Below are 13984 nucleotides of genomic sequence, written 5' to 3'. Positions count from 1 at the left end.
CATGAGAGAGAATACATATATTAAAATCGGAGCATTGTACAGCAGATACAGAGGTTACGTAGGGACACAAGATCTGCTGTCAGAGGGATTTTCTAACCGGCAGATTTCTGTTTTAGTGGAAGAAGGATATTTAGAAAAAATATGCCATGGACATTACTGGATAGCGGGCAGGCAATACAGAAAACCGTCAGATTATAAATGCATCGAAGTGTGTCTGAGTAATCCCGGCGCGGTTATTTGTATGGATAGCGCACTTTACTATCAGGGAGTATTACCAGCCGAGCCGGATCACTTATCTGTTGCTACAGAACGGACGGACCGCAGTATGATGAAAATGAATTTTATGGTACAAAGGCATTACTTTTCAAAGGGAAATTTTAATGTTGGAATAAGAAAAAAAGAAACGGAATTTGGAAGGTATAATATTTATGATATTGAACGTTCGGTTTGTGATCTGTACCGCCTGGGGGGAGAAATAGAAATAGAGATAGTGGACCAGATAAAGAGAAATGCGTGCTTGTATGACCGGTTATTGAAATATGCAGAAAAACTACAGATAAAAAGGGAATTGTAAGAGGGGGATCTACAATGGAGTACATGTATAATGGCCTACAGCTGAAAGGAAGAAATTTACAGGACGATCAAAAAATCAGATTATTAATATATTATATACATCTTCAGACACTGGTGTCTGAGAAAAAAGAATACGATGAAAGATACGGGAAAAACCAGCTCATAAATATATTTTGGGATAAAGAAAGCAAATGGGAACAAAAAATTTATGGTGGACTGAAAGAATGGGAGAGGAGACATCCAATAACGGGAATCGTACTTTGCACTGTTCTGGGCGGAATCCTTGTCAGTATGGCTGCAGGCGTTCTTTTGGAGGTTATTTTGATATATGTATGAAAAATGGAGATAAAGCATGAAGAATAGGATCATAGATGTTCAAAATGTGAAAATTACTATTTCAAAAGAAGAATCCGATGACTATATTTGCATTACGGATATTGCTAAGGTAAAATCGAATTCCGCCAGAGCAGCCGACGTGGTGAGAAACTGGCTGAGAAATCGTGGAACATTGGAGTATTTATCTGTATGGGAACAACTGTATAATCCGGCGTTTAAAGTGTTCGAATCTGAACACTTTAAAAAGCAGGCGGGGTTATTAACTTTTACACCCAGTGTTTCTGAATGGATAGAGAAAACGAATGCGGCTGGTCTTTATGTAAAGCGTGGAAAATATGGAGGAACCTATGCCCATAAAGACATTGCTTTTGAATTTGCATCTGCGATCAATCCAGTTTTTAAATTATTTCTTATAAAAGAATTCCAGCGTTTGAAGGAGGAAGAAAATAATTTAAGACAAATGGAATGGAATGCGAAACGTTTTCTTAGTAAAAATAATTATCTGATCCAGACAGATGCAGTGAAGAATTATATCATCCCTCATAGAGATTTAAAAAAGGATCCACAATGGATCGCATATGCAGAAGAAGCAGATATAGTGAATGTTGCTTTGTTTGGCTTTACAGCAAAAGCATGGAGAGAAATGAATCCGGAACTTGCAAAGAAAAATAATGTCAGAGATTTTGCGACAATTCATGAATTGACAGTACTTTCTAACCTGGAGACGCATAATGCCCATATGATACGAGAAGGAAAGAATAAGGAAGAACGGTTTGAAGTACTAAAAGAAATTGCAGAATATCAGCTCAATATATTAAGTACTGCTGAGCAGATAAAAATGGCAGAGACTTGTGATGATCGTACACTCTTCCAGCCTGTTTTATAACAGATATATAACCCCTTTTTTATGCAAATATGCAGCTTTCGGCCGTTTTTAGCGGCAAAAGCTGCATATTTTTCTGCATGTGTGTCAAGATCTGCCTGGTGGACAGATTTTTTCATGACAATATCCTGGAATCCCTGGGAATGCGTGAGGGAGAGCCTGCCGGTCTAAATTTTCATACGATCTGGCAAACAGAAAATTCATAAAAAATAAATGTAAATCCTGTCGGGAAAATGGTATGATGAGTGAAGAAAAGACGGGAGAGAGCCGGCAGCAGGAAGGGGCGGCTGGCGCAGGGAAGGAAAAATATAAAAGAATACGAAAGGATCATATATGGATACACGACTGGATCTGAAGCTGTCAGAGGAGCAGGAGCTTTTTATATGCAAGGCATTGGAGGGAAAAAATATTTTAGTGGACGCATGCATCGGCAGCGGAAAGACCACAGCGATCCAGGTGCTGTGCAATCGGCTTCCTGATACAAAAAAGGTCCTTTATCTGACGTATAACAGACTTCTGAAGCTGGATGCAAGAGCAAAGATACAAAAGAGAAATGTCACAGTGACAAATTATCATGGATTTGCATACGCGGCTTTAAAGGCAAATGGGATCTCCGCAGGGGTCTCTGATCTGATCCAGCGGTTTATCCAGGAGAAACCGGCCATCGGCGCCTATGATATCCTGATCATTGATGAGTACCAGGATATCGAGCAGGAGCTGGCAGAGCTCTTACAGATGATAAAGGATCGTAAGCCGGGGATGCAGATCATCGCGGTCGGGGACATGGAGCAAAAAATATACGATAAGACGACCCTGGATGTGGAATCGTTTATGAAGGGATTTCTTGAGGACCACCTCAGGCTCAGGTTTACCCAGTGCTTCCGGCTTTCTGAGGATCTGGCGGCCATGCTTGGAAGGGTGTGGAAAAAGGAGATCCGGGGCGTCAACGAAAGCTGCAGGGTGGAAGAAATGACGAAGGAGGAGGTGATGGATTTCCTGGCACAGCAGGAACCGGGAGATATTTTATGCCTGGGAGCAAGGACCGGGGCCATGGCAGGTACACTGAATGCTTTAGAAGAGGCATACCCTCATACGTTCAATAAGACAACGGTCTACGCTACGATCTCAGACCATGATTCGGCAGGAAAAACGGAACCGAAAGCAGATTCTGCGATCTTTACGACGTATGACAGCAGCAAGGGCCTGGAGAGAAAAATATGTGTGATCTTTGATTTTACAGAAAGCTACTGGAATGTGAGGATATCCAAACCGCAGCAGTCGTATTCGGTTCTGCGGAATATTTTCTGCGTTGCAGCCAGCAGAGGAAAAAAACATATTATTTTTGTGAAGTCAGAAGAAGCCGTGCTTTCGGAGAAAACGCTTTCAACATTTGTGGAGACAAACCAGAAATTTAAAGATACAGGCATAAGTGAGATGTTCGATTTTAAGTATAAGGAGGATGTGGAGGCCTGCTTTTCAAAGCTGAAGCTGAAAAAGCTGGAAACTTTGGACCCGTCCCCCATAGACATAAAGAGCACGGACGGGCTCATTGATCTGTCTCCCTGTATCGGGATATACCAGGAGGCTGTATTTTTTGAGAATTATGACATAGACGCGGACATACAACTGAGGATCGCATTGAATCCGGAGCTTAAGGGCCTGTATACCGGGGAGGAGCGGAGAAGTCCTCTGGATCAGAAAATACTGTTTCTGGTTTCTCTGGAAACAAGACAGAAACGGTACAGGAAGCAGGTGGCTGCGCCGTTTGTCAATGGGGAGCAGAGGGAGAGGATCACTGCCCGTTTAAAAACACGGCTGCATACGGATGAAAAAGCACAGGTGGAATGCCGGCTCCGGTTTTATGGCCAGGAGGCCGGAGAACCCCTGTTTTCTGCCAATGGATTTGCAGATGCAGTGAAGGGGGATACGGTATACGAGCTGAAATTTGTATCGGAGCTGAGGCATGAGCATTTCCTACAGTGTGCAGTCTATATGGCTGCCCTGGATCTGCCGAAAGGAATCCTGTGGAACACGCGGGATAATACGGCTTATGAAATTGAAATTCCGGACCGGGCCTCCTTTCTGGATGCCGTGACCAGGACGGTCACAAAGGGAATGATAAAAAAATATCATGATCACAGGGCGGTTCAGGAGATGCCCCGGAACGTAAAAAACGAACCTCATACCGGGAAAGCGGAGGAATATGAAGGCGGCTCTGAAAAGATGGAAAAGCCAGGGAAGAAAAGGAAATTCTGGTTCCAGTTCTGGAAGTGATCCTGCTGTGCCGGCTGCCGGTTTTCAACCTGTCGAAAAAGAAGGAACTAACCCGGTTTATGGATTATTTAGATGTCTTTTCTGAAAATTTGCGGATTTTGTAGGAGAATGTTAATAAATAAGTGTTCTAAAATGGCAGTCTTTGTGATATAATAGTATCATCGCCAAAAATATTCTCCAGGTCTGCGCGTCTGCAGCCCCGGCCTTTGCAAAGGAGGCGGTCTGTATCAATATCAGAGAATCCATGGAACAGTGGGAGCGGGAAAACTTAAGTCCCTATGCCTCCTTAAGCAGTGAGACCCTGGGACGGGACCGGGAGGAGGAGCCCTGTGATATCCGCCCGGCCTACCAGAGGGACCGGGACCGGATCCTCCACAGCAAGTCGTTCCGCCGTTTAAAGCATAAGACCCAGGTGTTCCTGGCTCCGGAAGGAGACCATTACCGGACCAGGCTCACCCACACTCTGGAGGTCGCCCAGATCGCCAGGACCATCGCCAGGGCCCTTAAGATGAACGAAAGCCTGACGGAGGCCATTGCCCTGGGCCATGACCTGGGCCACACGCCCTTTGGCCATGCAGGAGAGTACATATTGAATGAGATCTGTCCGGAGGGCTTTTCCCATTATAAGCAGAGCGTCCGGGTGGTGGAGGTGGTGGAGAAAAAGGGAAGGGGACTGAACCTGACAAAGGAGGTCCGGGACGGCATCCTGAACCACCGGACAGCCGGGAACCCGTCCACCCTGGAGGGAAAGATCGTCCGCTTTTCTGATAAGATCGCTTATATCAACCACGACATCGACGACGCCATACGGGGACGGATCATCACCGAGCATGATATCCCCGGAAGGTATACGGAGGTGCTGGGAAATTCTGTGAAGGAGCGTCTCAACATCATGGTCCATGACATTATCATGAACAGTCTGGACCGTCCGGAGATCGTCATGTCCCAGGACGTGCTGGATACCATGGTGAGCCTCCGCCAGTGGATGTTTGAAAACGTATATAAAAATCCGGCGGCAAAGGCGGAGGAGGGGAAGGCCCAGCAGCTGATCGTAAGGCTGTATGAATATTATATGGAGCATGTGGACCGGCTTCCGGAGGAATATTTTATTATGATCGAAAAAAATCATGAAACGAGGGAGCGGGTGGTCTGCGACTACATTGCCGGTATGAGCGACCGCTTTGCCATCGACCTTTTTGAAGAATTATTTGTGCCAAAGGCCTGGAAAGGCTGAGGCGTTGGAGGATATGGATGTATTACCCGGATGATGTGATCGAAGAAGTACGAACGAGAAATGACATTGTGGACGTGATCTCCCAGTATGTCAATCTGAAAAAGAAGGGGGCCAATTATTTTGGCCTGTGTCCCTTCCATAATGAGAAGTCCCCTTCGTTTTCCGTATCGCCGGGGAAGCAGATGTATTACTGCTTTGGCTGCGGAGCCGGAGGAAACGTCATTACCTTTGTAATGGAATATGAAAACTATTCCTTTGTGGAGGCGGTGAAATATCTGGCAGACCGGGCTGGGATCACCCTGCCGGAGGTGGAGTATTCCAAGGAGGCCAGGGCCCAGGCGGATCTTAAGAATACGCTCCTGGAGATCAACCGCCTGGCAGGAAACTATTTTTATTACCAGCTGAAGCAGCCCCAGGGACGGGTCGGATATGAGTATTTCAGAAACCGGGGCCTAAGTGACGAGACCATCCGCCGCTTCGGCCTGGGCTATTCCCTGAAGACACCGGATGACCTGTACCGGTATATGCGGTCCAAGGGCTACGGAGACGGGATCCTGAAAGAGACCGGACTGTTCTATATTGAAGAACGGGGATCCAGGGACAAGTTCTGGAACCGGGTCATGTTCCCGATCCTGGATGTCAATAACCGGCTCATCGGCTTCGGAGGCCGTGTCATGGGCGAGGGAGAGCCCAAATATTTAAACTCCCCGGAAACGAAGCTTTTTGATAAGAGCCGGAACCTGTACGGATTAAACTTCGCAAGAACATCCCGGGCCGGGTATATGCTGGTCTGCGAGGGCTATATGGATGTGATCGCCATGCACCAGGCAGGCTTCACCAATGCCGTGGCATCTCTGGGAACGGCCTTTACTTCCCAGCATGCTTCCCTTTTAAAGCGGTATACGGACCAGGCAGTCTTAACCTATGACAGCGATGGAGCCGGGACCAAGGCGGCTTTGCGGGCGATCCCCATTTTAAAAGAAGCAGGGATCTCAGTGAAGGTTCTGGATATGAAGCCCTATAAGGACCCGGATGAATTTATGAAGAACCTGGGAAGGGAAGAGTTCCAGAAGCGCATTGACAGCGCTGTGGGCAGCTTCATGTTTGAGATCTCGGTGATCCGGAGCCAGTACAATATGCAGGATCCCGAATCCAAGACGGCTTTTTATAATGCGGCCGCAAGAAAGCTTCTGGAGTTTCCGGAAAAGCTGGAGCGGGACGCCTACACCGAGGCCGTGGCCAGGGAATACATGATCCCCCAGGAAGACTTAAAGCGGCTGGTGTCTTCCCTGGGAGGACAGTACGGAACGGGCATCAAAGCTTCGGATCCGGAACGGGAGAGAAAACCCAGAAAAGAGAAGGAGGACGGGATCCGCAGGTCCCAGCGCCTCCTGCTTACCTGGCTCATCGAGAAGCCAGAGCTTTTTGATAAGATCGAAAGGATCATCGGCCCCGAGGACTTTTCAGACGGCCTTTATAAGGAGGCAGCGGCTATGGTCTTTGAGGAGCATAAAAAAGGAAATATGAATCCAGCCCAGATCCTGAATCATTTTATCGGGGGAGAGGAACAATACAGGGAGGTGGCAGCGCTTTTTCACGCCAGTCTTTCTGAATCCTTAAATAATGAGGAACAAAAGAAGGCGTTTTCCGAGACTGTGAAGAAGATCAAGAAAAACAGTCTGGAGATACAGAGCAGAAAAGCAACGGACATCACACAGCTGCAAAAAATCATAAAGATGCAGTCAGAACTGGCATCACTGCAGATTTCACTGGATTAGATCCAGACGCCGGGAAGGATGGGAATTATGGAAGAAAAGATGCTTACGTTTGAAGAGAAACTGGACAAGCTCCTGGAAACGGCAAAAAAGAAGAAGAATGTCCTGGAAGAGCAGGAGATCCTCGATGTATTTGCCAAAGAAGAGCTGACACCGGAAAAGCTGGACCAAATTTACGACTTCCTGGACAATAAGAAGGTGGATGTCCTTAAGATATCGTCGGATGACGACATGGATCCGGACCTGTTTGCAGAAGAAGAGGCCGGAGAAGAAAATATGGAAAATCTGGATCTTTCGGTGCCTGAGGGCGTGGGGATCGAGGATCCGGTGCGTATGTACCTGAAAGAGATCGGAAAGGTGCCGCTGCTGACCTCTGAGGAGGAGATCGAGCTGGCAAAACGCATGGAGCTGGGCGACGAGGAGGCAAAAAAGAAGCTGGCAGAGGCCAACCTCCGTCTGGTGGTCAGCATCGCCAAACGGTATGTGGGCCGCGGGATGCAGTTCCTGGATCTGATCCAGGAGGGGAATCTGGGACTCATAAAGGCAGTGGAAAAATTTGAATACCGGAAGGGCTATAAGTTCAGTACCTATGCCACCTGGTGGATCCGCCAGGCCATTACCAGGGCCATCGCGGACCAGGCCAGGACCATACGGATCCCGGTCCATATGGTGGAGACCATCAACCGCCTGGTACGGGCCCAGAGACAGCTTCTCCAGACCCTGGGACGGGAGCCGTCTCCGGAGGAGGTGGCAAAGGAAATGGAGCTTCCGGTGGAACGGGTGCGGGAGATCATGAAGATCTCCCAGGATCCGGTGTCCCTGGAAACGCCCATCGGTGAGGAGGAGGACAGCCATCTGGGCGATTTCATCCAGGACGATCAGGTGACTGTACCGGCAGATGCGGCCACCTTTACCCTGCTCCATGAACAGCTGATGGAGGTCCTGGATACATTGACGGAACGGGAGCAGAAGGTGCTGAGGCTCCGGTTCGGCCTGGACGACGGGCGGCCAAGGACCCTGGAGGAGGTGGGACGGGAGTTCAACGTCACCAGGGAGCGGATCCGTCAGATCGAGGCCAAGGCCCTGAGAAAGCTCCGTCATCCCAGCCGCAGCAAAAAATTAAAGGATTATCTGGACGAATAGAAAATACAGACTGGAAGGAATGGAACAACGATGAGATTATCAGACCGTCTGGAAACGGTAGTTTCCATGGTAAGGCCGGCAGAGTCGGCGGCAGATATCGGCACAGACCACGGCCATGTGCCGGTGGAGCTGGTGAGAAGGGGGACCGTAAAGCGGGCCCTGGCCATGGACGTGCGGAAAGGCCCGCTGTCCCGGGCAGAGGAATCGGTGGCCATGGCGGGTCTGGAAAACAGGATCGAGACCAGGCTCTCCGATGGACTGGAAAAGCTGTCTCCCGGAGAGGCGGAAGCAGTGGTCATTGCCGGGATGGGCGGAGAGCTGATGATACATATCCTGGAGCAGGGACGCCACATGTGGGACTCTGTGGGACAATGGATCCTGTCGCCCCAGTCGGAGATCCCGAAAATGCGGAAATGGCTCTGGGACAACGGTTTCCCGGTGGAAAAAGAAGAGATGGTCTTTGAGGACGGGAAATTTTATACGATCCTTTCTGTGGGCAGGAAGAGAGAGGATGATCGGAAGGAGCGGCCGGAACGATTTTTTTATTACAGCCAATATCTGATTGATGCAAAGGATCCTGTTTTTCTGAAATATTTAAAGGAAGAGGAAGAAAAGCTCTGCTCCCTGGCAGAAAGCCTGGGTCCTCTGGGCGCACACTCGGAGCGGGCCGCTGCAAAGAAGCGGGAAGCAGAGGAGGATCTGCGGTATAACTGGGAGGTACAGAATGAGATGCAGTGAGATCATAAATATACTGGAGGAGCTGGCGCCCCATCGTATGGCCTGTGAGTGGGACAACCCGGGGCTTCTGGCGGGAAGGAAGGAGAAGAAAGTAAAGAAGCTCCTTCTCTGTGTGGATGCCGATGATGAGGCAGTGGCTCTGGCTGTCCGGCAGGGGGCAGATATGATCGTAAGCCATCATCCGCTGATCTTCAGATCCATAAAGCGGGTGACCGATGAGGACTTCATCGGCCGGCGGCTGGTGGAGATGATCCAGTCGGATCTTTCCTATTTTGCCATGCACACCAATTTTGATTCTGCCCCCGGCTGCATGGCGGACCTGGCGGCAGAACGGATCGGGATCTGCGGCGGAGAGCCGCTGGAAGCCATGGGAGAGGAGAATGGGGTCCTTTATGGGATCGGAAAGACAGGCAGCCTTGAGACTCCTGTGACGGGAATGGAGCTGGCCCGCCGGGTAAAGGAGACCTTCGGCCTGCCCTTTGTGACGGTTTACGGAGAGGGGCTGTGGGAAAAGGAGCTGGTGGTACGGGCGGCTGTCTGCCCGGGCTCTGGAGGCAGCACCATCCAGGCGGCCCTGGAAAAAGGGGCCCAAGCGCTGATCACCGGGGACATCGGCCACCATGCAGGCATCGACGCGGCAGCCCAGGGACTGATGATCATTGATGCCGGCCATTACGGCCTGGAGCATATTTTTATGGACTATATGGAGGGATACCTGAGACAAAGACTGGGAGACCAGATACAGATTTTAAAAATGCCGGTTCATTTCCCGGCGGCAGTGGTGTAGGATAGGAGGTCTGCTTATGATGATCAAGGTTCATGCATGCGGAAAGACCAGAGAATACCCGGAGGGGACGCCGCTCTTTACAGTGGCGGAGGAGTTCCAGCCGGAGTTCCAGGAGGATATCCTGCTGGCCCGGGTCAACGGGAAGCTGAAGGAGCTCCACAAGACGCTGACGAAGGAGTCCCAGATCGAATTTCTGACCTTTCAGGATCCGGTGGGGAAAAAGACGTATGAGCGGAGCGCAGTTTTTGTAATGCTGAAGGCCTTTTATGATGTGATCCCCAGGGAGAAGATCAAAAAGGTCCAGATGGATTTCGCCCTGGGAAACGGGATCTATGGAGAACTGGAGGGCGACGTGGCCCTGACGGAAGAGCTCCTGGACCGGGTGAAGGAGGAGATGCACGTTCTGGTGGAGAAAAAGCTGCCGATCGTAAAGCGCAGCGTCAACACCGATGAGGCAGTGGAGCTGTTCGGCCGCCACGGGATGCATGATAAGGAGCAGCTCTTCATGTACCGGCGGGCGTCCAGGGTCAATATTTACAGCATTGAAAAATTTGAGGATTATTTTTATGGATACATGGTACAGAATACGGGGTATGTGAAATATTTTGACCTGATCCCATATCACTCCGGTTTTCTGCTCCTGCTCCCGGAAACGAAAGCTCCCCGGAAGGTGGAGAAAAGCGGAAACCATGAAAAGCTGTTCCAGGTGCTGAGGGATTCCTACCGCTGGAGCGATTGCCTGGAGGTCCCCAATGTGGGAACCTTAAACCGGCTGATCTCTGAAGGAAAAGCGGCGGATCTGATCCTGATGCAGGAAGCACTCCAGGAAAAGACCATCGGCAATATTGCCGAGCAGGCGGCAAAGGCCGGGGACAAGAGGCTGGTGATGATCGCCGGACCGTCCTCCTCTGGAAAGACCACCTTCAGCCACCGGCTGGCTACCCAGTTCCGGGCCCTGGGCTATACGCCCCATCCCATTGCTGTGGATAACTATTTCAAGAACCGGGAGGATTATCCCAGGGATGAAAACGGGAAACTGGACATGGAGGCCCTGGAATGTGTGGACATTGAGAAATTCAATGAGGACATGAATGGTCTTTTAAACGGCAGGCTGGTGGAGATCCCCAGATTTAACTTTGTGACCGGGACCAGGGAATACAATGGAGATTTTTTAAAGCTGGGAAAGAACGATGTGCTCATCATCGAGGGGATCCACTGCCTCAATGATAAGCTCAGCTATTCCCTTCCGGCAGAAAGCCGGTTTAAGATCTATATCAGCGCCCTGACCCAGCTGAACGTGGACGAGCATAACCGGATCCCCACGGCAGACGGGCGGATCATCCGCCGCATGGTGCGGGATGCCAGGACCAGGGGGACCTCGGCTCTGGAGACCATCCGCCGCTGGTCGTCGGTGCGCCGGGGCGAGGATAAGAATATCTTCCCCTTCCAGGAGCAGGCAGATGTGATGTTCAACTCAGCGCTGGTCTATGAGCTGGCGGTGCTGAAGCTGTATGCGGAGCCCCTTTTATTCAGCATCCCCAGGGATGTGCCGGAGTACGACGAGGCAAAGCGGCTGCTGAAATTCCTGGATTATTTCCTGGGGATCGACAGCGAGATCATCCCCAAAAACTCCATTATCCGGGAGTTTATCGGAGGAAGCTGCCTGAAGGTATAAAGGGATAGAAGAAAATGCCAGAACGGCGGTATGGACATACGAAAAAAATTGTGGTATAGTAAGGAGGTTCTGAGTAAGACAGATGGTCGCTGCTGCATGACCGAAAGGATGCAGGAGAGGAAAGTCCGGGCTTCAAAGGGCAGGGTGCCAGATAACGTCTGGCGGAGGCGACTCCAGGGACAGTGCAACAGAAATAAACCGCACGGCTTGCCGTGTAAGGGTGGAAAGGCAGTGTAAGAGACTACCGCCTCGCTGGTAACAGAGAGGGCACATGTAAACCCCATCCGAAGCAAGGCCGAACAGGGAGCATAAGGCGGCCCGTCTGCTCCCGGGTAGGCCGCTTGAGCTGTCTGGCGACAGACAGCCTAGATAGATGACCATCCAGGACATAACCCGGCTTACAGTCTTGCTCAGAGCCTTATAAAAGACCGGTGTCAGACCGGCGGAGAATCCCGTTTCCGGGATTCTATTTTTATCCAACAAAAGCAACATTTTTACAGGAGAGCATTCAATGAGTACAAAAATAAAACGGGCGCTTTTCCTTCTGCTGGCCTTTGCTGTTCTCTGTGCAGGGTGCAGCAGAAAGGAGGAAACGGCAAAAGAAGAGAATCCCAAGATCCGGGAGCAGATGGCCCTGGCAGAAAAGTATCTGGGCGAGCAGAAGTTTGATGAGGCCATCGAGGCGCTTCTTGAGGCAGTGGAGCTGGATCCGGAGGATGTGGACGTCTATCTGAAGCTGAGCGAGATCTATGCGGACCAGGAAATGGATATGGAAGCCATGGATATCCTGGAACAGGGCTGGGAGGCATCCCAGGACGAGGCCCTGCGGGACCGGTACGTGGAAGTGTGTACGGAATATGCGGAGAAGTATTTTAATGACGAGGAGTTTGACAGCGCCATTGAAGCCTACGACCGGGCCATTGCCGCAGATGAGACCTGCAAAAAAGCGTATCTGGGACTCCACCAGGTCTACCTGTATCTGGAGGAGTACGACAGCGCCGACGTGGTGCTGGAGGAAGGCTGTCTGGTTACCGGCGATAAGGAGCTGGAGGAGATCCGGTTCAAGAGCCTGACGGAGCTGGGGCAGAAATTTGTGGAGGAGGAGAATTACGAGTATGCCATTCCCTGTCTGGAAAACCTCCTGGAGGCAGGACGGGGCGATGACAATACCCGCCTTGCCTTAAGCAATGCCTATGCGATGATGGAGGAATATAAGAAATCCATCGAGATCCTGGAGAATCTGGAAAACAAAGAGGATCCGTCCATACAGAGCAGCCTTGCCACGGCCTATGCCCGTTATGGAGAGCAGTGCTTTAATGAGGGAAATACGGAGGAGGCAGTTACATACCTGACAAAAGCCAGGGAGCTGTCCCCGGATACCATGGATATTTATGTGACCATGATCGCCCTTCATATGGATTCCGGTGATCTGGCGGCAGCAAAGACCGTGGTGGATGAGGCAGTGGCCAAGTTCATGAATGCAGACGCTGCGGCAAACGAGCGGTTTGACGATCTGCTTTACGAGATCTCCGGTTATTATTCGGAAACAGAGGATATGGCCGCAGGCTTAAGCTTCTGGGAGAAGGCGGTGGCCTTAAAGCCGGATGATGAAAGCTACAAGGGCGAGCTGGAAAATTACAGGGCCACGGCAGCCGACGAGGCGGCCATGAAGGCTGGAGAGCTCCTGGAGAACGGAGACGGGCCCGGAGCCATGTCTTATTTCAAGAGGGCCTATGTTTTATCGCCTGCCAGCATCGTTCCGGGCTTTTTATCCAATGAAAACGGAACGTATTACCTCAATGAGGACGGTACCTTCCGGACCGGCTGGTACGACGCGGGAGACGGCGATATTTATTACTTTAATCCTGCCCAGGGAGCGGCCTACGGCTGTTCTGTCATGGGATGGCAGAACCTGGACGGCAGCGAATATTATTTCATGGATGACGGCCGTCTGCTGACCAATGAGGAGACTCCGGACGGATTCATGGTGGGTCCGGACGGAAAGAAGATCGGAACGGTCCCCACAGAAGAGGAGACAGAGGAGGAGACCGAGCCGGAGGCAGAAGAAGAGACTGAGAGCGGCCAGGAGAGCGAAGGCCAGGAGGAGACCTCCCAGGAGACGAAGCCGTCCGGTTCTGGTTCCGGAACCCACAGCGGCAGTCTCAAACTGAATCCGGAGCTTTTAAATAAAGCCAGGGAGGGAAGCGGAGCCTATGCGGTCAAAAAGGAAGAGCTGTTCTCCGGCGCAGAAGGCGTAAGCCTCACCTTAAATGATGTTTATAAATGCATGAGCCAGTATGGGATGCAGGTCCAGTGGATCCTGGAGGAATCCACCTATGAGCTTGGTATGGGCGATATGGTGATCTGGGTATTCCCGGGCCAGAGCCTGGCCGGAGACGGCGTGGTGGTAAAGGATGCGGAGGAGTACAGGGAATCCCTGCGGAACAAGACACTTCCGGAGGGCACCACCTTTGCAGTCCAGTTTGACGCCAGGGCCACAGGTACCAATGAAACAGTGGATATTGAAAAGATCCGCGAGATCAATGGCCAGTAAATAAAGAAAAGA

Annotated in this window: 11 protein-coding genes and 1 other RNA gene; all 12 read left to right on the top strand. The window is 50.7% G+C overall.

The genetic code is table 11. The annotated features are described in order from the left end of the window. Position 1: 1 nt before the first annotated feature. The 12 genes from ACI6NM_RS03815 to ACI6NM_RS03760 all read left to right on the top strand — a co-directional run bounded on the left by ACI6NM_RS03815 (position 2) and on the right by ACI6NM_RS03760 (position 13972). Positions 2–574: a type IV toxin-antitoxin system AbiEi family antitoxin domain-containing protein gene (locus ACI6NM_RS03815; RefSeq protein WP_158357533.1), complete on the top strand. Its 573-nt coding sequence runs from the start codon at positions 2–4 to the stop codon at positions 572–574. Positions 575–588: 14 nt separating this feature from the next. Continuing rightward, positions 589–909, top strand: coding sequence for a hypothetical protein (locus ACI6NM_RS03810; RefSeq protein WP_262426902.1), 321 nt, complete (start codon positions 589–591; stop codon positions 907–909). Positions 910–925: 16 nt separating this feature from the next. Continuing rightward, on the top strand, positions 926–1795 hold the full coding sequence (locus tag ACI6NM_RS03805; protein WP_262426901.1) for a KilA-N domain-containing protein: 870 nt from the start codon (positions 926–928) through the stop codon (positions 1793–1795). A gap of 330 nt (positions 1796–2125) precedes the next feature. Then, complete coding sequence (locus ACI6NM_RS03800; protein WP_262426900.1) at positions 2126–4066, top strand: AAA family ATPase; 1941 nt, start codon at positions 2126–2128, stop codon at positions 4064–4066. 226 nt (positions 4067–4292) lie between these two features. Then, complete coding sequence (locus tag ACI6NM_RS03795) at positions 4293–5300, top strand: deoxyguanosinetriphosphate triphosphohydrolase (protein ID WP_158357527.1); 1008 nt, start codon at positions 4293–4295, stop codon at positions 5298–5300. 17 nt (positions 5301–5317) lie between these two features. Beyond that, positions 5318–7078 (top strand): DNA primase, encoded by a 1761-nt coding sequence (gene dnaG / locus ACI6NM_RS03790; RefSeq protein WP_262426899.1) that lies wholly within the window; start codon positions 5318–5320, stop codon positions 7076–7078. A gap of 27 nt (positions 7079–7105) precedes the next feature. Continuing rightward, on the top strand, positions 7106–8218 hold the full coding sequence (gene rpoD / locus ACI6NM_RS03785; protein WP_262426898.1) for an RNA polymerase sigma factor RpoD: 1113 nt from the start codon (positions 7106–7108) through the stop codon (positions 8216–8218). A 30-nt stretch (positions 8219–8248) separates the two neighbouring features. After that, positions 8249–8956 carry a tRNA (adenine(22)-N(1))-methyltransferase TrmK gene (locus ACI6NM_RS03780; protein WP_438501026.1) on the top strand — a complete coding sequence of 236 codons (708 nt, stop codon included), beginning with the start codon at positions 8249–8251 and terminating at the stop codon, positions 8954–8956. Beyond that, on the top strand, positions 8943–9743 hold the full coding sequence (locus ACI6NM_RS03775) for a Nif3-like dinuclear metal center hexameric protein (protein ID WP_262426896.1): 801 nt from the start codon (positions 8943–8945) through the stop codon (positions 9741–9743). The genes ACI6NM_RS03780 and ACI6NM_RS03775 overlap by 14 nt, the downstream gene beginning before the upstream one ends. Positions 9744–9762: 19 nt before the next feature. After that, positions 9763–11418, top strand: coding sequence for a nucleoside kinase (locus ACI6NM_RS03770; protein WP_262426912.1), 1656 nt, complete (start codon positions 9763–9765; stop codon positions 11416–11418). Positions 11419–11488: 70 nt separating this feature from the next. After that, positions 11489–11835: RNase P RNA component class A (rnpB, locus tag ACI6NM_RS03765), an RNA gene on the top strand. 94 nt (positions 11836–11929) lie between these two features. Beyond that, positions 11930–13972, top strand: a complete 2043-nt coding sequence (locus ACI6NM_RS03760) for a tetratricopeptide repeat protein (RefSeq protein ID WP_262426895.1) — start codon at positions 11930–11932, stop codon at positions 13970–13972. Positions 13973–13984 lie beyond the last annotated feature (12 nt).

This window comes from Pilosibacter sp. YYHA0881 (genome assembly GCF_051602715.1).
Taxonomy (GTDB): Bacteria; Bacillota; Clostridia; order Lachnospirales; family Lachnospiraceae; genus Alitiscatomonas; species Alitiscatomonas aceti.
Note: the sequence above shows the minus strand (reverse complement) of the source record. Positions and strands in the feature narration are given on the sequence as shown.